At 68.8% G+C, this 22,017-nt stretch carries 24 protein-coding genes and 7 pseudogenes; 13 read left to right on the top strand and 18 right to left on the bottom strand.

Going from position 1 to position 22,017, the window contains the following annotated elements:
• Window positions 1-209: 209 nt before the first annotated feature.
• From ACTWQJ_RS07855 to ACTWQJ_RS07840, 4 genes are read right to left on the bottom strand one after another with little or no spacing between them, the layout of a single operon-like run.
• Window positions 210-485, bottom strand: a complete 276-nt coding sequence (locus ACTWQJ_RS07855) for a hypothetical protein (protein ID WP_443305889.1) — start codon at window positions 483-485, stop codon at window positions 210-212.
• A gap of 10 nt (window positions 486-495) precedes the next feature.
• Window positions 496-1,200 carry a DUF5994 family protein gene (locus ACTWQJ_RS07850; RefSeq protein WP_385787374.1) on the bottom strand — a complete coding sequence of 235 codons (705 nt, stop codon included), beginning with the start codon at window positions 1,198-1,200 and terminating at the stop codon, window positions 496-498.
• Window positions 1,201-1,239: 39 nt separating this feature from the next.
• Entirely contained in the window at window positions 1,240-1,587 is a 348-nt protein-coding gene (locus ACTWQJ_RS07845; protein WP_224734181.1) for a hypothetical protein, read from the bottom strand.
• The gene (locus tag ACTWQJ_RS07840; RefSeq protein WP_224734180.1) at window positions 1,584-1,775 is read right to left on the bottom strand and encodes a CsbD family protein; all 192 of its coding nucleotides are present in this window, start codon (window positions 1,773-1,775) and stop codon (window positions 1,584-1,586) included. The genes ACTWQJ_RS07845 and ACTWQJ_RS07840 overlap by 4 nt, the downstream gene beginning before the upstream one ends.
• Window positions 1,776-2,089: 314 nt before the next feature.
• On the opposite strand from ACTWQJ_RS07840, the gene ACTWQJ_RS07835 reads away from it, so the two are divergent.
• Together ACTWQJ_RS07835 and ACTWQJ_RS07830 are read left to right on the top strand one after the other, a co-directional pair.
• The gene (locus ACTWQJ_RS07835) at window positions 2,090-3,091 is read left to right on the top strand and encodes an acyl-CoA desaturase (protein WP_443305888.1); all 1,002 of its coding nucleotides are present in this window, start codon (window positions 2,090-2,092) and stop codon (window positions 3,089-3,091) included.
• A gap of 48 nt (window positions 3,092-3,139) precedes the next feature.
• Window positions 3,140-3,700 (top strand): DUF5994 family protein, encoded by a 561-nt coding sequence (locus ACTWQJ_RS07830; protein ID WP_443305887.1) that lies wholly within the window; start codon window positions 3,140-3,142, stop codon window positions 3,698-3,700.
• A 103-nt stretch (window positions 3,701-3,803) separates the two neighbouring features.
• Here ACTWQJ_RS07830 and ACTWQJ_RS07825 read toward each other — a convergent pair whose 3' ends face one another.
• Together ACTWQJ_RS07825 and ACTWQJ_RS07820 are read right to left on the bottom strand one after the other, a co-directional pair.
• Window positions 3,804-4,142, bottom strand: coding sequence for a DUF5994 family protein (locus ACTWQJ_RS07825; protein ID WP_443305886.1), 339 nt, complete (start codon window positions 4,140-4,142; stop codon window positions 3,804-3,806).
• A 157-nt stretch (window positions 4,143-4,299) separates the two neighbouring features.
• On the bottom strand, window positions 4,300-4,551 hold the full coding sequence (locus ACTWQJ_RS07820) for a hypothetical protein (RefSeq protein ID WP_443305885.1): 252 nt from the start codon (window positions 4,549-4,551) through the stop codon (window positions 4,300-4,302).
• On the opposite strand from ACTWQJ_RS07820, the pseudogene ACTWQJ_RS07815 reads away from it, so the two are divergent.
• Window positions 4,505-5,082: pseudogene (locus ACTWQJ_RS07815) on the top strand (DUF5994 family protein). The gene ACTWQJ_RS07820 and the pseudogene ACTWQJ_RS07815 sit on opposite strands and share 47 nt — an antisense overlap.
• A gap of 260 nt (window positions 5,083-5,342) precedes the next feature.
• Here ACTWQJ_RS07815 and ACTWQJ_RS07810 read toward each other — a convergent pair.
• Both ACTWQJ_RS07810 and ACTWQJ_RS07805 read right to left on the bottom strand, forming a co-directional pair.
• Window positions 5,343-5,540, bottom strand: a pseudogene (locus ACTWQJ_RS07810) (UDP-N-acetylglucosamine 1-carboxyvinyltransferase); the annotation flags it as partial.
• A gap of 96 nt (window positions 5,541-5,636) precedes the next feature.
• Window positions 5,637-6,071: pseudogene (locus ACTWQJ_RS07805) on the bottom strand (ATP-binding protein).
• 176 nt (window positions 6,072-6,247) lie between these two features.
• Here ACTWQJ_RS07805 and ACTWQJ_RS07800 point away from each other — a divergent pair.
• Together ACTWQJ_RS07800 and ACTWQJ_RS07795 are read left to right on the top strand one after the other, a co-directional pair.
• Window positions 6,248-7,520 (top strand): annotated as a pseudogene (locus tag ACTWQJ_RS07800) (helix-turn-helix domain-containing protein).
• On the top strand, window positions 7,517-8,062 hold the full coding sequence (locus ACTWQJ_RS07795; RefSeq protein ID WP_443305884.1) for a flavoprotein: 546 nt from the start codon (window positions 7,517-7,519) through the stop codon (window positions 8,060-8,062). Before ACTWQJ_RS07800 ends, ACTWQJ_RS07795 begins: the two are co-directional and overlap by 4 nt.
• Window positions 8,063-8,251: 189 nt before the next feature.
• Here the strand turns inward: ACTWQJ_RS07795 and ACTWQJ_RS07790 are convergent.
• The 6 genes and pseudogenes from ACTWQJ_RS07790 to ACTWQJ_RS07765 all read right to left on the bottom strand — a co-directional run.
• A pseudogene (locus tag ACTWQJ_RS07790) lies at window positions 8,252-8,689 on the bottom strand (hypothetical protein); the annotation flags it as partial.
• Window positions 8,690-8,839: 150 nt separating this feature from the next.
• Entirely contained in the window at window positions 8,840-9,007 is a 168-nt protein-coding gene (locus ACTWQJ_RS07785; protein ID WP_385787349.1) for a hypothetical protein, read from the bottom strand.
• 226 nt (window positions 9,008-9,233) lie between these two features.
• Entirely contained in the window at window positions 9,234-9,506 is a 273-nt protein-coding gene (locus ACTWQJ_RS07780; RefSeq protein ID WP_443305883.1) for a hypothetical protein, read from the bottom strand.
• 83 nt (window positions 9,507-9,589) lie between these two features.
• On the bottom strand, window positions 9,590-9,850 hold the full coding sequence (locus ACTWQJ_RS07775) for a hypothetical protein (protein ID WP_443305882.1): 261 nt from the start codon (window positions 9,848-9,850) through the stop codon (window positions 9,590-9,592).
• Between the two features lie 106 nt (window positions 9,851-9,956).
• Window positions 9,957-10,181 carry a hypothetical protein gene (locus ACTWQJ_RS07770; protein WP_443305881.1) on the bottom strand — a complete coding sequence of 75 codons (225 nt, stop codon included), beginning with the start codon at window positions 10,179-10,181 and terminating at the stop codon, window positions 9,957-9,959.
• Window positions 10,182-10,185: 4 nt separating this feature from the next.
• Window positions 10,186-10,746: a DUF5994 family protein gene (locus ACTWQJ_RS07765; RefSeq protein ID WP_443305880.1), complete on the bottom strand. Its 561-nt coding sequence runs from the start codon at window positions 10,744-10,746 to the stop codon at window positions 10,186-10,188.
• Window positions 10,747-11,024: 278 nt separating this feature from the next.
• Between ACTWQJ_RS07765 and ACTWQJ_RS07760 the strand changes: the two genes are divergently transcribed.
• From ACTWQJ_RS07760 to ACTWQJ_RS07745, 4 genes and pseudogenes are all read left to right on the top strand, one after another.
• Window positions 11,025-11,555 carry a DUF5994 family protein gene (locus ACTWQJ_RS07760; protein WP_443305879.1) on the top strand — a complete coding sequence of 177 codons (531 nt, stop codon included), beginning with the start codon at window positions 11,025-11,027 and terminating at the stop codon, window positions 11,553-11,555.
• A gap of 143 nt (window positions 11,556-11,698) precedes the next feature.
• Complete coding sequence (locus ACTWQJ_RS07755) at window positions 11,699-12,445, top strand: magnesium transporter CorA family protein (RefSeq protein WP_443305878.1); 747 nt, start codon at window positions 11,699-11,701, stop codon at window positions 12,443-12,445.
• A pseudogene (locus tag ACTWQJ_RS07750) lies at window positions 12,379-12,672 on the top strand (CorA family divalent cation transporter). Before ACTWQJ_RS07755 ends, ACTWQJ_RS07750 begins: the two are co-directional and overlap by 67 nt.
• 455 nt (window positions 12,673-13,127) lie before the next feature.
• A pseudogene (locus tag ACTWQJ_RS07745) lies at window positions 13,128-13,511 on the top strand (transposase); the annotation flags it as partial.
• A 66-nt stretch (window positions 13,512-13,577) separates the two neighbouring features.
• Here the strand turns inward: ACTWQJ_RS07745 and ACTWQJ_RS07740 are convergent.
• Window positions 13,578-14,807, bottom strand: a complete 1,230-nt coding sequence (locus tag ACTWQJ_RS07740; protein WP_443305890.1) for a PP2C family protein-serine/threonine phosphatase — start codon at window positions 14,805-14,807, stop codon at window positions 13,578-13,580.
• Between the two features lie 263 nt (window positions 14,808-15,070).
• On the opposite strand from ACTWQJ_RS07740, the gene ACTWQJ_RS07735 reads away from it, so the two are divergent.
• Window positions 15,071-15,283 (top strand): hypothetical protein, encoded by a 213-nt coding sequence (locus ACTWQJ_RS07735; RefSeq protein ID WP_443305877.1) that lies wholly within the window; start codon window positions 15,071-15,073, stop codon window positions 15,281-15,283.
• A 218-nt stretch (window positions 15,284-15,501) separates the two neighbouring features.
• On the opposite strand, the gene ACTWQJ_RS07730 is transcribed toward ACTWQJ_RS07735, so the two are convergent.
• From ACTWQJ_RS07730 to ACTWQJ_RS07720, 3 genes are all read right to left on the bottom strand, one after another.
• Window positions 15,502-16,260 (bottom strand): DUF899 family protein, encoded by a 759-nt coding sequence (locus ACTWQJ_RS07730; RefSeq protein ID WP_443305876.1) that lies wholly within the window; start codon window positions 16,258-16,260, stop codon window positions 15,502-15,504.
• 447 nt (window positions 16,261-16,707) lie between these two features.
• Window positions 16,708-17,529, bottom strand: a complete 822-nt coding sequence (locus ACTWQJ_RS07725; protein WP_443305875.1) for an SCO6745 family protein — start codon at window positions 17,527-17,529, stop codon at window positions 16,708-16,710.
• 4 nt (window positions 17,530-17,533) lie between these two features.
• Window positions 17,534-18,424 carry an alpha/beta fold hydrolase gene (locus tag ACTWQJ_RS07720; RefSeq protein ID WP_443305874.1) on the bottom strand — a complete coding sequence of 297 codons (891 nt, stop codon included), beginning with the start codon at window positions 18,422-18,424 and terminating at the stop codon, window positions 17,534-17,536.
• 96 nt (window positions 18,425-18,520) lie between these two features.
• Here ACTWQJ_RS07720 and ACTWQJ_RS07715 point away from each other — a divergent pair, with 96 nt between their 5' ends.
• The 3 genes from ACTWQJ_RS07715 (at window position 18,521) to ACTWQJ_RS07705 (ending at window position 21,983) form a co-directional block, all read left to right on the top strand.
• Window positions 18,521-19,720, top strand: coding sequence for an acetyl-CoA C-acyltransferase (locus ACTWQJ_RS07715; protein ID WP_443305873.1), 1,200 nt, complete (start codon window positions 18,521-18,523; stop codon window positions 19,718-19,720).
• 1 nt (window position 19,721) lies between these two features.
• On the top strand, window positions 19,722-20,360 hold the full coding sequence (locus ACTWQJ_RS07710; protein WP_443305872.1) for an HAD family hydrolase: 639 nt from the start codon (window positions 19,722-19,724) through the stop codon (window positions 20,358-20,360).
• 96 nt (window positions 20,361-20,456) lie between these two features.
• Entirely contained in the window at window positions 20,457-21,983 is a 1,527-nt protein-coding gene (locus ACTWQJ_RS07705) for an AMP-binding protein (protein WP_443305871.1), read from the top strand.
• The last annotated feature ends 34 nt before the right edge of the window (window positions 21,984-22,017 follow it).

Below are 22,017 nucleotides of genomic sequence, written 5' to 3'. Positions count from 1 at the left end.
GACATAGCCGGGACCGGTAGATGTGACCCGTGACCGCCCTGTCGTAGGGGGCAGTCGGGAGCATAAACGGAGCCCTACAAGGGCTGAGCCAACAAGCTCGGTCCTTTAGGGGCCGAGTAGTTGACCTGCGGAAGAGCCATGATGCCTCGGTTCATGGGGCCCCGGCCGCTCCTCGCACAGTCGATGGCCCGGTGACGGGAACCGGCTGGTCACCTGTGGTGAGTGGTACGGCTGCGGCGGCGGCGCGGCGGAAAGCGGCCGCGGCCCCCGTCGCGGTGGTCCCGCCGTTCGCGAGTGGTCGGCGACTCGGACCGGTCCGGTCCCACCGGGGGCTGCGGCGTGCCGCGGCCGCGGCGGCCGGGCAGGGGGGCGCTGTACCGGTGCACGGCGATTCTGTCGGCGTGCTGGAGGTTGAGCTGGTGGATCACGTATGCCGCTGCTGCGATGAGAACCACGAAGGCGGCGGCTGTCAGGAAGGCGTTCATGGCGGCCACCTCACATACCGATGATCAGGCGACTGGCCCGACCGGGCGGACCGGTCTGCTCCGGAACGGCTGCGGACACCGCGGAGGCGCCGCCTTCGTACTCCCATGACTCGTCCGGGTCCAGTGGCTCGTCGGTCGCGGAGACGCCGTGCCGGGCCTCGTCCGCGGCGATGAGCGCGCTCGCCGTCAGTGGCGGGCCGTCGTAGTCGGACGCGGCAGCCATCAGCCGGGCCGCCGACTCCGCCCCGGTTTCGGGCGGGATGACCAGCAGGTCCCAGCGTCCGGTGCCGTAGGAGAGCAGCAGCAGCTTGTGCGGGTCGATTTCCGGGGTGAACCAGCCGACCTTGACGATGTGGCCGTCCACGGGAACCTTGCGGGGGATGACCGGCCAGTACTTCGGGTTGACGGCGATGCGGGTGATGCGGCCCCACAAGGGGTCCAACACGTCGGTCAGTGTGGGCAGTTCGCTCAGCAGATCCCGGGAGCGGGGCCACCAGGCACCGTCCAGGAGTCCGCGGGACGTGCCGTCGGTCTTCAATGCGAGACGCGCGGCCGGGGCTGCGACGGACTCGTGGTGCGGCGGGGATGGGTACAAGGTCGCCGACATGATGCGGACCCGTCTCCGGGCCGCCTCTGCGGCGGCCCGGGTTTCATCGTTCGCCGAGAACGACCCAGCGTGGAAACCGGCGTGCGAAATGCCCTCGGTACTGTCCACACTACTCCGCGCTCCGCCGCAGCGCGGAGTAGTGGCCGCCTAGATGTGGAGCAGTCGCTGGGTGATCTCCCGGTACTGCCTCAGCGCGAGCCGGAGTTCGTCGGACCCTGTCTCGGGATCCCGGTCCTGCCAGCCGGCGCGCAGGACACGCCGCCGTTCCGCAAGGGCGTTCACGAGCTGGGTGGTGGCTTCGTCGTAGGCGCTCTCGGCCTCTTCCAGCGCCTCGCGCGGGGTGTCGGCGAAGGTGTTGAGGGCGTGCCGGAGACGCTGGACGATCTTGTCCTGTTCATCCGACGGGAACAGCGGATCCGGGCCCGGGCTGCGGCGCTCGGCGGGGCCCGGGGTTCGGCCCGCGGGCTGCTGGGCGCGTGCCTGGTCGTACATCATCGGGTGCCGCTTCCGTTCCGCCTCAAGGCGTCCTTGGTCTTCTCGACGGCCTGTGTCAGGCTTCCGGAGACCCGGTCGATCCTGCCCCGGCGCTGCAGTCGCCCGTTGCGGGTGACCCGGCCGAGCTCTTCCGTGATCCTGCCCTTCATCATCTGCGCCTTGTTCCTGATGGTCCGTGAAACGGTCATGGCTGGCCTTACTGTTGTCCGGTAGGTGAGTTCCCGCGGGGTCTGGGCGAGGCGGGAAGGCGGAATGCTTCGCCGTGTGTTCCGGAGTGGCATCGCCCTGCACCGTGCCGCCAGTCAACGTCCGGCGACGGTCCGTGTCAACGCGGTGGCACGCGACCCGGCCCGCCTCGTTTCGGAGCGTGCGGGAGTACGGTGGAGGAAGCGAGGGCTTTTCGTATGCCGGTGTCCGAACCGGCCCCGTCCTCGCGAATCCCATCACAGGGGCAGCCCGTGACCCCGGCCGCGCCATCCGCATCCAGGCCGAGGAGCCACGTATGCCACTCAGTCCGAACACCTCCACGACGGTCACACCGTCGGACACCGTCCCGCCGCCCCAGGGCTACGACGGGACGTCCCCCTTCCCGCCGGACGGCCCGGCGCCCGCGCGCAATGGCGGTGAGCGGCTGTACGTCACGGTGACGGCGGTGATCGTCGTGCTGCCGTTCGTGGCGATCGGCCTCGCAGGCTGGCTGCTGTGGGGGAGTCTCATCCATCCCGCCGACATCGTGCTCGCCCTCGTCCTCTACACGATCACGGGTCTCGGCGTCACGGTCGGCTTCCACCGCGGCCTCACCCACGGCGGCTACCGGGCCGTGCGTCCCGTGCGGATCGCGCTCGCGGTGGCCGGTTCGATGAGTTTCCAGGGCGACGTCATCGGCTGGGTCGCCACTCACCGCCGCCATCACGCCTTCACTGACCGGCCAGGCGATCCGCACTCCCCGTACCGCTACGGCACGCATCTGCGCGGCCAGTTGCGCGGGCTGCTGCACGCTCATGTCGGCTGGCTGTTCCGCAACGACCGCACACCCGCCGACCGGTACGCCCCCGACCTCCTTGCCGACCGCGACATCCGTGCCGTCGCCCGCGCCTTTCCGGCGCTGTGCGTCCTCACGCTCGCCCTGCCGTTCGCGGCGGGCTGGGTCATCGGCGGTACGTGGGTGTACGGCGTAACCGCCCTGCTGTGGGCGGGACTTGTGCGCATCGCGCTGCTCCACCACGTCACCTGGAGCGTGAACTCACTCTGTCACATGATCGGTGAGCGGCCGTTCCGCACCCGGCGCCACGACCGGGCCACCAACCTGTGGCCCCTCGCCCTGCTGTCGTTCGGCGAGAGCTGGCACAACCTCCACCACGCCGACCCCACCAGCGCCCGCCACGGCGTCGACCGCGGCCAGCTCGACCCCTCCGCCGCCGTCATCCGCCTCCTCGAACGCCTCGGCTGGGTGCACGACGTGCGCTGGCCCACTGCGGACCGCGTCGCCGCTCGCCGCGTCTGACACCGACCACTCACCTCCTCTGTCGCACGGCAGTTGACAGGAGCTTCCATGACCACCGCACTGCAACCCCCGCCTCCCTCCCATCCCCTTCTTCGCCTGCGCGTGGCCCCCCACAGCGGCATGCCCCGGCCCATCGACGGAGCGTGGTGGCCCCGTTCGTACGACCTGCTCGCCGAACTCCCCCGGCTGCTCGCCGGGTTGCCGCGCGCGTGGGGCCACATCACCAGCGTCACCGTCAACGGGGCGATGTGGTCCGCTGTGCCCGGCCGGATGCTCGTCTTCAACCAGGTCGTACGGCTGCGCAGGACCGTGGCGGCATCCGCCCCGCACACCATCGTCCTGCTCGCCCCCGGTCGGGGGCGAGCAGGACCTGCTGGTCGTACCTCCGGATACGACCGAGGAGGCCGCGGAACCGCTCACGGCAGCCGCCGCAGGCGATCACGTGTGACTGGACCCGCCACGCACTGCCCGGCCGCGGCGGCCGATGCGTTCTGCGTGCCGGTCACATCCCCACAGCGCGCTGCTGATTCCGGCCGTGTGACGAGAAAGCACCGCCGCTCCCGTCCTTCCCGGCCTCCGGGCCTCCGTGGCGGGCCCGTTCCGCCGTGATGAGCGCGGTCGCGGTCATCGGCGGACCGGTGTCCGCACTCGCAGCGGCCATCAGCCGGGCGGCCGAGGGGGCACTGGTCTCCGGGGGGATCACCATAAGGTCTCAGCGGCCCGCGGTGTAGGACAGCAGAAAGATCCCGTGCGGATCCAACTCAGAGGTGAACCAACCGATCTTCACCACATGGCCGTTGACGAAGATCCTGGGTGGGAGGATCGGCCAGTGGCGGGGGTTGACCGCGATACGGGTGATCCGCCCCCACAGCGGATCCAGCACGTCCGCCAGAGCGGAGAGTTCGTGTGCCAGGTCACGTGAACGAGGCCACCAGGCGCCGTCCAACTCGACGTGCCCTGGTGAAGGGCTCTCGGATTTCAGCGCGAGGCGTGCGGTCGGGGCCCGGAAGGGAACGGCCCGTAGCGGGGGGTGAGGGGTGGTCGCGGACATCACGCAAACCTGTCTCCGGACCCCTGCGCGAGGCGCGGCCGCCCGGTGTCGTCGCTCACCGGGAACGACACCGGCATCGAGGCCGGTGTGCGAAGTGCTCCCGATGAGTTCACGCTACTCCCCGAAGAGGCCGGACGGACCGCTCCTGGACGTCGGCTCACTTCCGGCGGCGGGCGTCCTCCGCGGAGCGGCTGGTCTCCAGCCAGGACCGTGCCGGTTCTGCCGGGCGGGTGGTGTCCACGGTGAGCTGGAGGCGGGTCCCTCCCTCGGTGTCCGCGGGATAGCTGCGCTGCTCGGTGGCGGCGAAGCAGTGGCGGAGAACCTCCGCGACGCGACGGGCGACCTCGGGGGAGGCGGCGACGATGCTGACCTCGGCGTGCCCGTCCGGGGGTGTTGCCGTGGGCTGCATGGCGACCTCGTTGTGTGGGCACAGATTGGCGGACTGGATCTTTCACCCTACTCCGGCGTCCGACTCCGGCTCCCCGCGTGTGATCAGGCTCCTGCCGGACGCCGTCCACCAGGCCGTGCAGCCCGGGACGGCTGTCGTACGGCTGGAGACGACGCACGACCGCCGGGGTGTTCTCGACGGGGCGTGGCAGCCGCGTTCCCGGGACATCGCCGCGGAGCTCCCCGCCCTGATCGCCGCGCTGACCGAGTACCTCGGGCCGGTCACGCGCGTCGGCCTGGACGCCGGTGCCTGGGAAGGACTGCCGACGAGGCTGGTCATCGATGACCGCATCGTGCACATCGACTCCTCGACGACACCGTCCTCATCACCCGGGGCGATCAGGACCACTTCTCCCTCCTCGTGGTCCCGCCGCACGCGACACTCGGCGCGGCCCGTGCCGCGATGGCCGAGGCCGTCCGCGCCGACAACGTGATGCCGGCCGAACAGATCCTCATCGACACCGGCACCGACCGAGCAGCGCCGGAGATGTGAGAGCGGGGCAGCCGAGACGGTCCTCGGGCCGGACCGGTGCGGGTGCCGGGATGGCCGTGGTGTCGAAGTCGCCCGAGATGATTCGCGTGGCGAGGGGACTTGACCGATTCCTCCGGATCCTTCGGCTTCAATGGAACGGCACCGCAGCTCCGTTCCGAACCACGGAACCTCGGCGAACAGCCCGTTCCGGATCGGGTCGTGACGGCCCGTGCCTCAGCCGAAGGCGAGCGCGCGGAAGGCGTTGCGGACGTCGGTCAAGGGTTGGCGGTCTCCACTCCGGCGCCGGTCAGCTGCTGCGGACCAGTGAGGCAGCACTTGATGGGCGACAGTTCGTGGATCTCGGCGCCGAGGCGGGCGAATTGGGGCAGTAGGTTGCCGTGGCGGCCGGGGTTGATGGTGTCGGAGAAGAGGTGCGTGCCGGAGCGGGTGAGGGCCAGGGCCATCAGGGGTGGTTTCTTGGACCCGTCGACAGCCACGGAGCCGGCAAGGGGGGTGCCGGGCCGGATGGCGACTACTTCGGCGGCGACTGGGGGGATCCGTACGGCTGTCAACCGTCAACTCCTTTGCAAGGGAAGGCGTTGTGTGGGCTGGTCCGGGCCGCCGACCTTGTACTCGGCCCAGCACCGCTTGCCGGACGGCAGCGGGTCGATACCGTGGCGATCCGCGAGGGCGGCGACGAGGAACACGCCGCGCCCGCCCTCTTCCTCCGCGTCCGGCAGCCCGGCCCGTGGGACCTTGGAGCTGGCATCGGTCACCTCAATCAGCAGACGTTCGTCGTTCAGGCGGGCGCCGGCCGAGATCGGCCCGTGGCCCCGTGCTGTACCGCGTTCGCCAGCAACTCGGTGGCGACCAGCTCCGCTGTCTCCAGCAGTTCCTGATCGAAGGAGGCATCCCAGGCCCGTATCCCGTTCCCGGCACACCCGCTGCCGCGCGGACCTCGCGGCAGCGGGTGTGCCGGGAACGGAAAAACGGATCTGATGCGCTTCCATGAGCGGCCTCCTGGATCGGTGCGGCTACTCCACGCAACCGCTCCAAGGGCAAGCGGGACCACGCCGTGTGCCGGGGCTGCATCACTTATGCAGGAGCTGCATCGCGGTCAATTGCCGCTCGGTTACGCTCGGTTGAGCAGGCAGGATCGGCGACGGCAGGAGGGGCCGTGGCACAGATGGCCGGCGCACAGAGTGAAGCGAGACGGATCGGCGAAGTGATCCGTCAGGCACGCGTGTTACAGCGGCGCTCGCAGAAGGACGTTGCCGCCGCACCGGGGTATCACCAGTCGAAAGTCAGCCGCTTGGAGAGCGGCAGGGGTACGGAGGACGTGCGCGTGCTGCGCGATCGCGCAGGTGCTGGACATTCCGCCGCACCGTCTCGGCCTCGCCGCCGCTTCTGACGCCAGCCCAGCCGACCCCGGAACAGAGGAGATGCACCGCCGTACCTTCCTTGCCGCGAGCGTCGCCGCGCTCGCGGCTCCACCGCCGTCGTCGACCACAGCGCATCACGACCTGATCCAAGTCCTGCTGCCGGGCACGAGCCCTGTTGTCACCGGACAGCCCTTGGGCATCGATGAGCTGCGGGATCGGGCACGGGCTGTACGCCGGATGTTCTGCACGTGCGACTACACCGAACTGGAGCAGACCCTGCCGGGCCTGATCGCCGACCTGCGGCAGGCCGCCGGAGGCTCATCCGGCTCGGCGGAGGTGTCCGGGCTGCTCGCGACCGCCTACCAGACGTCCGTGAGCCTGCTGCTGAAGCGAGCCGATCAGGGCAACGCCTGGCTCGCGGCCGGTCGGGCCATGGCCGAGGCGGAGCGGGCCGGGGATCCTGTCGTCCTCGCCGCCAGTGTCCGCGTTCACGCCCACGTCCTCGTGCGGGAGAAGCACACCGCCCAGGCCGTGAACATGGTCCGCCACACCGCCGGTCAGCTCACCGGCCTCTACGACCAGCGCTCGCCCCGGTACCTGGCAGCGGTCGGTCTGCTGTTGCTCCGCGGGGCGACCGCCGCCAGCAGAAACGGCGACCGCGACACCACCCAGAGCTTCCTCACCGAGGCGAAGGAGGTGGCGCGCTACGTCGCCTTCGGCCGGCCGGACGCATGGGCGAACTTCAGCCCCACCAACGTTGCACTGCACGAGGTCAGCGCGGCCGTCTCCTTCGGTGACGCCGGCATCGCCCTGGAAACCGCACGGCCGCTCATGCGGCGGCACATTCCTGTCCCCGAGCGCCGGGCCGCGCTGTGGGTGGAGGCCGCGCGCGCCTACAGTCAGCAGGGCAGACTCGCCGACGGCTACCAGGCCCTGCGCATCGCCGAGAGCTGCGCGGCACAGGATGTCCGCCGCCCGGCCGTACGCGAACTGGTCGCCGACATGGCAGCCCGTGACCGCCGCCGTGCATTGCCCGAGCTGCACCACTTCAGCCGCCAACTGGGAGTGCCCGCGTGAGTGATCAGCCCGACAAGCCGTTCCTACAGATCGTGGTCTGTGCGGCCGGGGTCGCCGCAGACGTCGGCCGGCTGATCACCGCAGCACAGGAGCGGCACTGGGACGTCGGCGTCATCGCCACCCCGCAAGGACTCGGCTTCCTTGACGTGGAGGCGGTCGAGGCCCGGACCGGCCGCCCCATCCGCTCGGCGTGGCGGTCACCGGGTGAACCGCGCCCGCCCCGGCCTGCGGATGCCATCGCGGTCGCCCCGGCCTCCTTCAACACCGTCAACAAGTGGGCCTCCGGGATCTCCGACAATCTCGCCCTGGGCGTCCTGTGCGAAGCACCCGCCATGGACATCCCGGTCGCCGTGCTGCCGTACTTGAACTCAGCCCAGGCCGCCCACCCCGCATACCGCCAGAGCCTGGACCGGCTGCGCGAGATGGGCGTCCTGATCGGCTCGTATGAGCCCCACCGGCCGAAGGCCGGCGGCGGGGCCGACCGCTACCGCTGGGAGGAAGTGCTGGAGCTGCTTGCCCCCAGGCTGTCCGTGCGGTCGTGATCAGTGCCCCCGTGCTTGTGGCGGTTGCGGGGGCAGGACGGCAGCTGCTTCGTGGGCCGACTCCGTCGCCGTGGGCACCGATGAACCCGCACATTTGGGCGATCTCGTCGGCGCCCTGGCCGGCGAGATCGAGGAGCGGACCATCCAGGAGTACTGGTGTCTCCTTCGAGACCGATAGCGCGGGCAGCCCGCCTGAAGCTCCTTGATGACGTGCTCGGCCATGCGCTGCGCGGGCTCCAGCCGGGGGTCCTCCGGGTGCGCGTACGGTCTGAGGATCTTCGAGCAGACGAACAACGTCATCAGCTTGCCGTCCCGGCTCTCGAAGTCGGACCGGCGTTCGTGCCGCACGCGATCGGCCAGAGCCGGGACAGCAAGGGAACTCGCCCACAGTGAGGCCGAGTCCAGCCCCAGCGGCGTGTTACCCCAGTCCTCCCAGTCGAAGAGGCTGAAGGCTGGCGCGGTCATGTTCGCCCAGTTCAGAGCCGCATGGGCCGGTACCCACCGCTCGACGGTCGTATCGAACTCGCCGGAGAAGACACCGTGGATGGACTCGGTGACGAGGGCCTGGGTGATGGTGACGGTGTCCGGCGTGGCAACCCGCCTGGTGTCTTGAGCCGCCAGCGCGTCCCAGGCGCCTGTCGTGCCTCTTCCTTCACGCCAACGGCGAGTGCCCGACATCGCTCAGGCAAGTGGCATATGAGCGATGACGAGCATTGCCCAGGAGACGGCGGTGCTACCCCACGCAGAAGGGCAGGTCGGGTGGCTGGCCGGGCCGCCCTACCGGACGCGGGGCCTGCGGCTGCGCCCCATCCGCGTTCTGAGGAGGACAAGGTCGGCGATGAGCACCATCACTCCGATGATCAGCAGGTAGAGCGTGTCCCTGCCTAGCGCACCGATGACGCCGAGCGCAACCGCCACGATGAGCAGCAGAAGAAACAGCACCACGTCAGCCTCCCGGCATCAGCGGCGGGCCAGCCGCCGTCCGCGTAGACGGCGCGCTGATGACGCACAACGGCCCCGGCGTATACACACCGGGGCCGCCCTTCCGGGTCGTTGCACGTGAGAGTGCACCGGCCCACTCACCATGGTATGCCCGGTAGGCCATTTCAGTCATATGGGAGGACATGGCCGTAGTGACCGGTCGGAGCCCTGAAGGGCGGCCTGGGCCGTGTCAATCACTGTCCTTCTCCTCGGTCTCCATGAGTTGGATCCCCTTGTGTGTCAGTGTGACCATCGTGGGTGTGTTTCCTCGCGCCCAGTCGACCTGGATCAGTCCCTCGGCCGCCAGGTACGTGCAGGCGGCGGCCAGGTCCTCCTCGGGCATGGAGAGGTTCTCGCGCAGCTGCTCCCCGGTGAGGCCGAGGAGGCGATTGCCTTCGACGGCCTTGTACAGGGTCTTCATGATTGCCTCGCGGTAGTGCTCCCGCTCGTGCAGCGTCGCCATGGTCGCCTGCCTCTCGTGCCGGCACTGACGGAAACCCGTACGTCTGGGGCGGTGTCCTCCTTCCTCGCTGAGGGGCATCCTCCTCAGATTTCGTCCGGCTGTGTGTGATCGTCCCGGGAGGACTGGCTGGTCAACAGCCAGGAGCGCACCGGCTCCGCCATGCGCGTGGTGTCCACGGTGAGGTGGAGGCGTGTTCCGCCGTCGGGGTCTGTGGGGTAGCTGCGCGTTTCGGTGGCGGCGAAACAACGGCGGAGGGTCTCCGCGACATGGCGAGCCGCCTCCGGGTCCGCGGCGACGATACGGACCTCCGCGTGCCCGGCCGACGGCAGTTCCGGTGACTTCATGGTGACCCCTTGCTCATTCAGGACGACGTGCATCAGGGGTGACATGCCGGTGGGTGTGACGGCCGTCGCCCCACACCCACCCCTGGCTGGAAGCAGGTCTGCGTCATCAGCGGCTCCCCTCTCGGTGCTCACGGCGTGTGGCGTCGGCAGGAGGGCCCTTCGGCACGGTGGCACGTGGGCTCTTACGGGTCCGCCGACCGATTCCCGGTAGGGCATTGCTGTAGTGGAACGCTCCGATCCTTTCGTCATGCTGCGCGTTGAGCCGGTGGATCAGAAACATGCCCGCGATGATCACGAAGACGATCACGGCGACGGTGACGGCGGTCTCCACGCCCTCACCTCCTCAGGGCGGAACTGAAGATCCCGATCGCGGCTCCGACCGTCGAAGCGGCTCCGCCGTCGGTCTCCCATTCCTCTTCCCGGCTTTGAGCATCTGTCGCCTCGTGGCTGATGGCCTCATCGGCCATCAGACCGCTGGCAGTGCGGATACCTCCCGGAACGGTTGCTGCTGCCATCAGCCGGGCGGCGGCGGCCGGCTCCGTCTCCGGAGGGATCACCAGCAGGTCCAGGCGGCCTACCGTGTAGGAGAGGAGGATCACTTTGTTCGGGTCCTGCTCGGCGGCGAACCAGCCGACATGCACCGTGTGCCCCGTGACGGGGACCTTGCGCGGGATGACGGGCCAGTGGGTCGGGTTCACGGTGACGTGGGTGATCCGGCCCCAGCACGCGTCCAGCGCGTCTGTCAGAGTGGGAATCTCCCGGAGGAGATCACGGGAGCGGGGCCACCAGGCACCGTCCAGAAGACCTGGAACCGAGCCGGTCGGGGCCAGGGACAGCCGGGCCGACGCCGAAGGCAGACGCTCTTTGATGAACGTAGGTTCGATGGTCGCGGTCATGACGCGGACCTGTCCCCGGACCTCCTCTTGGAGGCCGGTGTTGTTGCTCGCCGGGAACGACACCGACATGGTCGGCCGGTGTGCGAAGTACTCCTGGTGCTTTCACTCTACGCCGCTCCGAGCCCCGGGACGTGCGCATGAGCAGGCATTTCACCGACAGGCAACGAGTCCGGAACCGTCGGCGAGCGCAGCCGGTGCGGCGGCGCACGACTTACGGTGAGAGGACGAGGTCCCGCGTTCGGCGGCGACACCGTATCCCGCAGACAGGCGGACACACCATGACCGAATCCGACATCCCTCGTGCCCCCGGGCTCCTGCCGGACGCGATCCATCGTGCCGCGAAACCCGGGACGGTTCTTCTGCGGCTGGAGACGACACATTCCCGGGAAGGCAACCTCGATGGCGCGTGGTGGCCGCGTTCCCGCGACATCGGCGCGGAGTTGCCCGGCCTCATCCACGTCCTGACCGGGCACCTCGGCCCCATCACACGCGTCGGCCTGGACGCCACCGCATGGGATGGACTTCCCACGCGCCTGGTCATCGACGACCAGGTCGTCCAAATCGACTCCTTCCCGGTCGGTGATGACACCGTCCTGATCACTCGGGGCGACCAGGACCACTTCTCCCTTCTCGTGGTCCCGCCGCACACGACACCCGACACCGCCCGTGCCGCGATGGCCAGGGCCATCCGGGCCGACAACATCACCCATGCCGAACAGATCCTCATCCACACCGGCACCCATCAGGCACACCCGATCCCCGCGGAGGACCCTCGGGCCGGCGAGGAACGCCACGAGCCCGAGGAATGACGTCTGGAGGTCCGGGCGCCCGTAGGGCTGTCTCCGCTGGGCGGCGCCTACTTCAAGGCGATCGAGGCGGTACCGCCCGTCGGGGTGGATGCCCGGTAGTGGTTGTCCGCTGATGTTCCGCTGGTGCCGTTAGGGTGCGCGACATGGCCAGTACTCGGCTGTACCGCGACGGCTCCCTGGTCGAGGAGGACTTCCCGGTCCGGGACATCTCCCGGCATCTGGCGGATCCGTCTACGACCGTGTGGTTGGACCTGTACCGCCCGAACCGCGCCGAGTTCACGGCGGTCGGCGAGGAACTCGGTCTCCACGAGCTGGCTCTCGAGGGCGCGCTGCACGAGGGACAGCGGGCGAAACTCGACAGCTACCACACCCATCATTTCCTCAGTGTCTACGCGGTCGCCGTGGACCCCGACGGTGCAGGACTGACGATGAGCGAGCTCGCGGTCATCCTCACGTCGCAGGCGCTGATCACCGTCCGCAAGGACGCCGCGTTCGCCCTCGACGAGCTGGTCGCCCGCTGGGACCGTACCCCGGCTCTGGCAGCACACGGAGTCGCTTTTCTGCTCCACGGCCTGCTCGACTATGTCGTCGACGGGCACTTCGCCGCGGTACAGCAACTCGACGAACGTATCGAAGAACTGGACGATCTGCTCTTCGCCGAAGGCGACCGACAGATCCAGACCGTACAGCGCCAGTCCTACGCCCTGCGGAAATCACTGGTCCGGCTCCGTCGCGTGGTCCTGCCCATGCAGGAGGTCGTCAAGGCCCTCATGCGCCCGACCTCGAAGTCGTCGACGGCCCCTTGCTGCCGTACTACCGCGATGTGTACGACCACGTGCTGCGTGCCGGCGAGTGGACGGAGTCACTGCGCGACCTGGTGGCCTCGGTGATGGAGACCAACTTGTCGGTGCAGGCGAACCGGATGAACCTGATCATGAAGAAGGTGACGAGCTGAGCCGCGATCATCGCCTTGCCCACGGCGATCACTGGCTTCTACGGACAGAACCTTCCCTACCCCGGCTTCGGACACCAGTCGGGATTCATCGTTTCCAGCGCCGTCATCGTCGTTGTCTCTCTGACGCTGTACTTCGCTTTCAAGCACTGGGACTGGCTCTGACCGCACACGCTCCTGCGTGCTCGTCGGGCAGACGGGCCCTGGGAGCCAGTTCCCGCAGTCGGCTCCCAAATGGCTCCCAAAACGGGTCCGCACAGCAAATCAGGCCCGGTGCTGATCTCTCAGCACCGGGCCTGACCTGGTGTTTCACTGTCGGGGTGGCGGGATTTGAACCCACGACCTCTTCGTCCCGAATGAGGTCCGATCATGTTGCGCACCTGCTGTAGCTGGCATCTGTGCAGGTCAGAGCGCCGGTGACGGTTGGTCTCGGGTGGTGTCGCGGAGGCTTTGGGAGAAGATCTTCTCCCGGATTTCTCCCCGGGGTTGCGTCCTTGGAAGTGGTGTACGGGCTCCCACGTGATCCGGGTGTTTGCCCCGGCGTCGGAGTGAGTGCCCGGATATGAGAACGGCCACCGGCTGATCTTCGAGATGTCGAAGGCTCGAAGGAGATCAGCACGATGACCGCACCTGACAGTGTGCCCCTGTACGCCCTCGCGGAAGACAACCTCGCCGCGGCGAGTCCCGATCTGCTGCGCGCGATGGTCAAAACCTTCGCCGACGCGCTCATGTCCGCCGAGGCCGACGCCCTCTGCAACGCCGAATACGGTCAGGTCAGCGACGAGAGAGTCAACCACCGCAACGGCTACCGCCCGCGCGAGTGGGACACCCGCGCCGGGACCGTCGAACTGGCTATACCCAAGCTGCGGCAGGGCAGTTACTTCCCGCACCGGCTCCTCGAGCGCCGTCGACGGGCCGAGCAGGCCCTCATCAGCGTGGTCGCCACCGCCTACCTCCTCGGCGTCTCCACCCGCCGCGGCGAGGAGCTGGCCGAGAGCCTCGGAGCGGGGGCGTCGTCCGCGTGAGCGGCGCTGTCCGGTGCGGACTCGGTTGACGTCGAGGCGCTCAACTCAGTCAAGAACGGCGAGGTGGTCGGCGGCGCCCCCGCGCCACTCGATCATGAAAAGGGTGGCGTCGTCGCTGGTGCGCCCACCCCGTTCGTTCTTCAGCATGTGGGAGAGGCGGCGAAGATCTGCTCGCACCCCCTCCGACGGCTCGTCCCCCAGGCGGTTGACACAACTGATGAGGCGTTCCTCGCCGAAGAGCTCCCCACCGGCGACGTGCTCCTCGATGATGCCGTCGGTGTAATACAGCACCCGGTCGCCTCGCTGGAGCGTGTGCTCTCTGATCCGGGGCGCCTCACCGCCGAAGCCGATGGGCAGCGTCGTGGCGCTCTCCAGCTGTCTGACGACCCGGCCGTCGCGGATCAGCAGCGGTGCGGGGTGGCCCGCGTTGACCAGCTCCATCTCACCGGTGGCGATGTTCATATGCATCAGCTGCGCTGTGACGAAGTGGTCGGGGCCGAACTGCCGGGAGATGGCATCGTCCATGAACGCGTACTTCTCAGCCAGGCCGATGAACACGCGCCGGGCATGCCGGTAGGCGCCGATCGCCACGGTCGCCATGGTGGCGGCGTCCAGGCCGTGGCCCATCGCGTCGATCAGGGCGACGTGCAGGATGTTGTCGTTGAGCGCGTAGTCGAAGCTGTCGCCGGCGACGCGGTAGGCGGGCTCCAGGATGCCGGCCACCTCGACCTGCGGCACGGACATCGACAGCGGCGGCAGCAGAGTCCACTGGATCTCTGCGGACACGCTCATCGGCTCCCGGCGCCGGGCCTGGAAGAACTGGTCGGTATAGGCGTTCTTGGTGACCAGCAGGTCGGCGACCAGGCCGGCGAGCCGGCTCAGCAGCCGCCGGTCGTCCTCGCCGACGGCATCCAGGGTGAGGGCCATGACGCCCACCTGGTCGCTGCCGTCCAGCAGCGGCAGGTACATCCGGACGCCGCCGAGGGCCTGCGGCACCTCGACGACATCCCCGCGCAGGAAGGCCCGGCCAGCGGGGGAGTCGATCACCGGCTCGGGCTGGCTGACGTGGAGCTTCCTGCCCGGCAGCGGCACCAGCAGCTCCTGCGCGTAGTCCTGGAGCAGGATGGAGACGTCACGACCTCCCACCCTGCCCACCTCCTCCGCGATCAGCGGGGCGATCAGCTGCGGCGGCAAATGGTGCGCCCTGTCCAGCAGCAGGCCGAGCAGCCGCTCACCAAAACCCTCCGACCGGTCCTCCGGGATCTCCTCGCCCATGGCCCTGCTCGCCACCTCGTTCCTCCCCGCCCCCCGTCGCCGCCTCCGCACAACGTGACCCGGGAAGCCCGCCCGAGCGGCTCATTACGCCATGCGCGGCATGTCGGCCCACGTTGTCCGCAGTTCGAACTACGTGTCCGGGATCGTCTCGCCTGGCGGGGTGATCAAGCTGCTGGGAGGAAATCACCCTGCCCGAGGACCTGCAGACCAGGCACTCAGCGTCGTACACCCGCAAGGCACAGGTCAGGACGTCGATGCGAAACATGCGCGGCGCAGGTAGCTTCCAGAAGGCGCGGACGCTCCCGGAACCGGAGGACGTACCCGAGGCGTTGCGCGCCCTTGACTCGGCGGCTGCGGCGCTAACTTCGTGGCATTGCTTCAACCGCATGATCGGCCAGCTCTACCACTGCCTGCAGCACCGCAAGCTGTTCGACGAGGACACCGCGTTCCCCACCGAACTCACCGCCGCAGCTTGACACGTTGGCATCGTGAGGTGTCTGCCGTGATGCCCCGGCACCGCCAGCATCACCCGAACAGGAACCCTGTTCGACCGATCAAGACCGCCGAACGGCAGACGGACGCCTTCTGAGCGGCTGCGTGCAGCGGCCGCCGAGAGGTTTGGGGCACGGTGAGGCTGCACGTCCGGATCACTGCGGTCCTCGGATCCGGCTGGGCTGCACCTGCGGGCCCGGCTTCAGGAGCAGCAGCCCGAGCTGCCCGTGCCAGCCTGTCCGTCGTGGAGGTCGTCGTCGTGCCCGGCGGCGATCCGTGCCCATTGCGCGGTCGGCCGTCCGTCCTTGCGGAACTGCTGGCCGAGCGTCTCGTACGGCTGCGGCCAACCTGGCGGGGAGTCCTCCCAGGTCTCCTGCCGTCCGTAGACGGCCATGTCGAGGATGCCGTAGGAGGGCGCCATGGGCTCGACCCCGCGGCCGGTGGTCCAGTACGTCTCGTAGACGCGGTCTCCGTCGCGGAGGTAGCACGCCTTCATGCCGAAGTGGCGGTCGGCGACGAGCCGTTCGTGGGACTCGGCGGGTACGGAGTACCAGGGCATGTCCCAGCCCATGAAGCGGCGGTAGCGTTCGGACTCCTCGTAGGGGCCCTGGCAGAAGACGGCGAAGGTGACGTCACGCTGGTGCAGGTAGGCCAGTTCGCGGACCTGGCCGGTGAAGAAGGTGCAGCCCTCGCACTGGTCGGCGGCGGTGTGGCCGTCGTGCCACATGTGATACGACACGAACAGCTGGGTGCGGCCCTCGAAGACGTCGATCAGTGGGACGTGCCCCTTGCCTCCGACGAGCGGGGCGGACGGGTCCACCTCGGTCATGGGCAGGCGGCGCCGGGCGGCGGCGATCGCGTCGCCCTCCCGGGTGTGCGCCTTCTCCCGGGCGCGCAGGGTGTCGATTGCGGCCAGCCACTCCGAGCGGGAGACGACCGGCGGCGTGTTCGTTGCAGTCATGTCCGTACTGACCCGGCAGCCCGCAAGAACTCATCGTTCGACTGATCAAGACCGCCGAACGGAATGCGGACGCCTTCTGAGACGCGCAGGGCTTCGTGTGCCCGTTCGAGGGAGAGAGTCAGATCGTCAGCCGTTTACGCTCGTTTGACGCTCTGGGCACCTCACACGTTCATTGCAGGACCAAGAAACGGCATCTGACCTGCTAGTTTCCGTGTTCGCGCTCAGGCCGACACCTTTCCGATGACGCCCATGTGGAGTGCGTGGCGATTCTGGAGCCTGCGGAAAGGGATCTCTGACCTGTGGTCTCTTCTGGCGTGCACTATGGCGACGAGCCGGGGCCCGGGGCCGGATGGTCGGTGCGGGGTCAGGTCCCGGGCGGCGGCGTCGACGTCGGTGAGCCAGTTCGAGCAGGTCGAGTACGAAGCGGATGGCGTGTGAAGGGCTCGGTCAGCCGATTTTGAGGAGGCCGGCTTCGACGACCGTGCGGCCGAACGGGCTCGCCAGTTCTGCGAGGCGTTCACAGTCGGCATCACCCAGGGCGGCGTAGGCGGGAAGGGCCAGGCGGTCGGTGCGGTCCTCGATGTGCTGTCGCAGGCGTACGCCTTCCGGGCTGAGGGAGTCGCCGTCGAGAAGACCTCGCGTGCGCAGGGCCTCCTCGGTGTCGGCCCACTCCTCCTCGGGCCATGCGCGGCTTGCCTTGAGGAAGTCGACGGGAACCTCACCGGTGGCAGCGTGGAGAATCAGGGATTCCAGGCTCCCCACGCCTTCGCTCAGCAAGCACGCGACATGGCCGTCTCCCCGGAACTCCCGGAGCAGCGTCTGGGCGTGCCACAGCTGCAGTACCGGTTCCTCCGGCCAGGGCAGCGCGGCATGGGCGGCGAACAGCGGGCGGCCCTGCGCGTGTTCGCAGGCAGCCTCGGCGGCCCTGCGCGTCAGGGTCAGGACCTCGTCCAGAGCGGGGAGTTCGTGGATCCCGGCCCGCCGCAGGGCCTCGCCCGCGGCGGCGTGCCGCGCGTCCAGCACCTGCTGCGGCGTCACCGTGTCCCAGGCGCCGTCGACCGCCTTCCGTACGAAAGCGGGGTTGAAGTTGTAGAAGGTCGAGATGACCAGATCGGCAGGTGCCTGGCCGAAGGCGGCGCTCCGGGAGGCGAAGTACCCGGCGCGTCCGCTGAGTCCGAGGTCCGCGTACCGGCGCCTTCCCTCGGGGACGAAGTAGATCATGGCGTGTACGGGCTCGAGCCGGCGCCAGGCTGCTCGTGCTGCCTTCATGGGGTCACCTCTTCTGAGAGTCGACAGACGGGGTATTTGCTGTGGTTCCGGTGGTTCCGTACTCGCCGTGCGCTCGCAGATGTTCGAGCAGCAGGCGACTCAGCGTCTCGGGCGCTTCCTCGGGGACCCAGTGGCTGACGCCCTGGAGGGTCTCGAACCGGTACGGTCCGTTGACCCACTGCCCGGTCTCCTGCGCGGCCGCCGGGCCGAACGCGCTGTCCTCCGTGCTCCAGACGTACAGCGTGGGCACATCGATGACGCCGATCGCGCCGTCGGGGCGGCCGGCCCTGTACCAGTTCAGCGCCGCGGTGAGAGCGCCCGGTTGGGACAGGTGCCGCATGTAGACCTCGACACTGTCCTGCGGAATCTTTCCGGCATAAGCGGCGCGAAGCGCCTTGGCGTCGTCTGCGAGCATGCGCTCTTCGGTTGCGGGCGTTTCGCGCCAGTCGATCATGTAGTGCGATCGTTCGCGCTGGTCCGGGTCGGTGCGCAAGGTGGTGGCCAGAGCGCCGGGGTGCGGGGTCGAGACAACCGTCAGGGTGTGTACGCGGCCGGGGTGGGCATCGGCGGTCCACCACGCCACCGCGCCGCCCCAGTCATGGCCGACCAGGTCGAACGACGCCCAGCCCAACTCCTCTGTGATCGCGACGACATCCTCGACCAGGACGCTGATGCGGTAGTCCTCGGGACGCTCGGGGCGGACCCGGGGGGAGTACCCACGCTGGTCGGGTGCCACCACCCGGTAGCCGTGCGCGGCCAACGCCGCGATCTGCCGTTGCCACACGAGGCCCGTCTGCGGGAAGCCGTGCAGCAGCAGCACCGGGCGGCCCTCGGGCGGACCCGCCGCGATCGCGTCGAACACGCCCGCAGCAGTGGAGATGCTCAACTCCGTCATGATTCGGCCCTTCATACCGACTGGTCGGTCAGCCTACTGCGCCACGATTGAACTTGACGCCGAGTTCAACTATAAACGGTCGGGAGGTGAGGCGACATGAGAGAAGCAGTCATCGTTTCGACGGCAAGGACGCCGATCGGGAAGGCGTACCGCGGCGCGTTCAACGACACCCAGGCGCAGGAACTTGCCGCCCATGCCCTCTCGCACGCGGTGCAGCGCGCCGGGCTCGAGGGCGGCGAGGTCGAGGATGTGATCTTCGGCTGCGCCATGCAGCAGGGATCCTCGGGCGGCAACGTCGCCCGCCAGGCTGCCCTCCGCGCCGGACTTCCGGACACCGTGTCCGGGATGACGGTCGACCGGCAGTGCTCGTCGGGCCTGATGGCGATTGCGACGGCCGCCAAGCAGATCGTCGGTGACGGCATGCAGGTCGCTGTCGGCGGCGGTGTCGAGTCGATCTCCTTGGTGCAGAACGACCATATGAACACCCACCGCATGGCGGATCCCTGGCTGGTCGAGCACAAGCCGAGCATCTACATGCCGATGTTGCAGACGGCTGAGATCGTCGCCGAACGCTACGGCGTGAGCCGGGAACGCCAGGACGAGTTCGCGCTGGTGTCGCAGCAGCGTACCGCGGCGGCGCAGGAGGCCGGGCGGTTCGACCAGGAGATCGTCGCGCTCGAGAGCGTCAAGAAGGTCCTGGACAAGCAGTCCGGGGAGGTGCGGGACGAGGCTGTGACCCTGACCCGGGACGAGGGCAACCGCGCGTCAACCACACTCGAGGGCCTGGCCGGGCTGGCGCCGGTGCTGCCGGACGGTCAGGTGACCGCGCATTCCAGCGTGACGGCGGGCAACTCCTCGCAGTTGTCGGACGGTGCTTCGGCGTCGGTGTTGATGGAGTCGAAGGAAGCCGAGCGCCGCGGACTGGAGCCGCTGGGCGTTTACCGGGGTATGGCCGTTGCCGGTTGCGGACCGGACGAGATGGGGATCGGTCCGGTGTTCGCCATTCCGAAGCTGCTGAAACAGCACGACCTCACCATCGACGACATCGGTCTGTGGGAACTCAACGAGGCGTTCGCTTCCCAGGCGCTGTACTGCCGCGACGAACTGAACATCGACCCGGAGCGGTTCAACGTCAATGGCGGCGGAATCTCGGTCGGCCATCCGTACGGAATGACCGGTGCCCGCCTGGTGGGGCACGCCCTGATCGAGGGCAAGCGCCGCGGCGTCCGGTACGTGGTGATCTCGATGTGTGTCGGCGGCGGAATGGGCGCAGCCGGACTGTTCGAGGTGGCCTGAGATGTCGAGCCTGACGGAAAAGGCGCGAACCGCGGTCCTCGTGGACTTCGGTGGGGTCATCACCTCCAGTGTGTTGCAGGCTTTCACCGACTTCGGCGCCTCGCTCGGCGGCGACCCGCGCCTGCCGCTGGACCTCCTCAGCCGGGACCAGCCATCACGCACCCTCCTCGCCGACCACGAGTCCGGCCGTATCGACGCCGCAGCCTTCGAGCGAGGGTTCGCCGAGCGCCTCCGCGCCCACGGCGCCGACGTACGGGCGGAGGGGCTCACGGCCCGGATGCAAGCGGGAATGTCGATCGACCAGGACATGCTCACCCTGCTCGATGATCTCCGCGCCGCCGGGTATCCCGTTGCGCTGGTGTCCAACTCGTTCGGAACCGGAACCTACGACGGAGTCGACCTCGCCGCCGTGGCCGACGCCGTCGTCATCTCCGCCGAGGTCGGAATCCGCAAGCCTTCCCGGCGGATATACGCGATCGCATGTGAACGCCTCGGCGTCGCCCCCGAGGAGGCAGTCATGATCGACGACCTGCAGCAGAACCTCGACGGAGCGGCACGGATCGGAATCGGGGGCGTGCTGCACACCAGCGCCGCCGACACCCGCCGCCAACTCGCCGAACACTTCAGGATCACCGTCTGACCGATCGACCGGTCGCAGCAGACCGGTCTCATGTGGGATCCGCACCGCATCACCTGCTCACATCCCCGGAAGGCACCTCCCCGGAAGGCACCACTCATGGCCAGTGTTCTCGACCCGGTCCGCCGCCACGCGGCTGCAACTCCCGACAACATCGCGCTGCGCGGCGGCACGGATCAGTGGACCTACCGGCAGTTGTCCGACGCGAGCGTTCGGTATGCGGGCTCCTTGACCGCCGCGGGCCTGTCGCCCGGGGACCGGGTACTGCTGGCGGCGCCGTCGGTGCCCGAGTTCGTGGTGGCCTACCTCGGGATCCAGGCCGCGGGCTGTGTCGTGGTGCCGGTCAACACGATGTCCACCCGGGCCGAGGTCGAGTACGTTCTCGGCGACGCCGGGTGCTCGTTGGCGATCGCATGGCACGCCCTGGGCCCCGCCGTCGCGGAGGCGGCCTCGGCGCTCAAGGTGCCCTCCTGGACGCTGTCCCCGGGCGCGACCGTCACCGAAGCCGCCCCCGCCTCCGTCGTCGACAGGGACCGCGACGAGACCGCGGCCATTCTGTACACCTCGGGTACGACAGGGCGGCCGAAGGGTGCCCAGCTCACGGTCGGGAACCTGTTGTCCGCCGGGGAGATCGGCGCCGAGTGCAGCCGCGGATCGAGCGCCGACCGTACCGGCACCGGACTTCCGCTGTTCCACGTGTTCGGCCAGGCATCGGTCATGATGGCGACCTTGACCGTGGGCGGCTCGATGTCGTTGCTGGCCCGATTCGACCCGGCGTCGATGCTGGAGATGCTGCGCCGCGACCGGCTCACCATCATGGCCGGCGTACCGACCATGTGGAACGCGATGCTGCACGCGGCGGGCGATGCGAACCCGGCGGACTTCGCCGGGCTCCGTGTCGCCGTCTCCGGGGGCGCGTCGCTGCCCGGGGAGATCGCCCGGGCCTTCGAAGCCCGCTTCGGCTGCACCATCCTCGAAGGCTATGGGCTCACCGAGAGCACCGCGTTCGGCACCTTCAACGACATCGACCGCGGCGGCAAGACCGGGTACACCGGCCGGGCTGTCCCGCGGCTGCAGGTCCAGGTGCGTGACATCGACGGCAACGAGTGCCCGCCGGGCACCGTCGGCGAGGTCCACATCAAGGGACCCACAGTGATGCGCGGCTACTGGAACCGCCCCGCGGACACCGCCGCGGCCATCTCGCCCGACGGCTGGTTCCGGACCGGCGACCTGGGCGAAACCGACACGGACGGCGACCTGCGCATCGTCGACAGGATCAAGGACCTGATCATCCGCGGCGGCTACAACGTCTATCCCGGTGAGGTGGAGGAAGTTCTCTACGAGCACCCGGACATCATCGAGGCAGCCGTGATCGGCGTTCCCGACGACCACTACGGCGAGGAGGTCGCCGCGCTCGTCGCCGCCCGGCCCGGTTCGGATCTCGATGCCGGGGAGGTGTCGGACTGGACACGAGAGCGACTGTCCGCCTACAAGGTGCCGCGCATCATCCGGTTCGTCGACGCGCTGCCCAAGGGCCCGACCGGGAAGATCCTCAAGCGTTCCATCGACCGTACGGAGCTGACCCGCGACCCCGCGCTCGGCGACGTACCCGCCCGCCGGCACTGAACATCCGTCGGCGGACGAGATGCGTCCGCCGCAG

This window comes from Streptomyces sp. KR55 (genome assembly GCF_052245645.1).
GTDB classification, from domain to species: Bacteria; Actinomycetota; Actinomycetes; order Streptomycetales; family Streptomycetaceae; genus Streptomyces; species Streptomyces flavusporus.
Note: the sequence above shows the minus strand (reverse complement) of the source record. Positions and strands in the feature narration are given on the sequence as shown.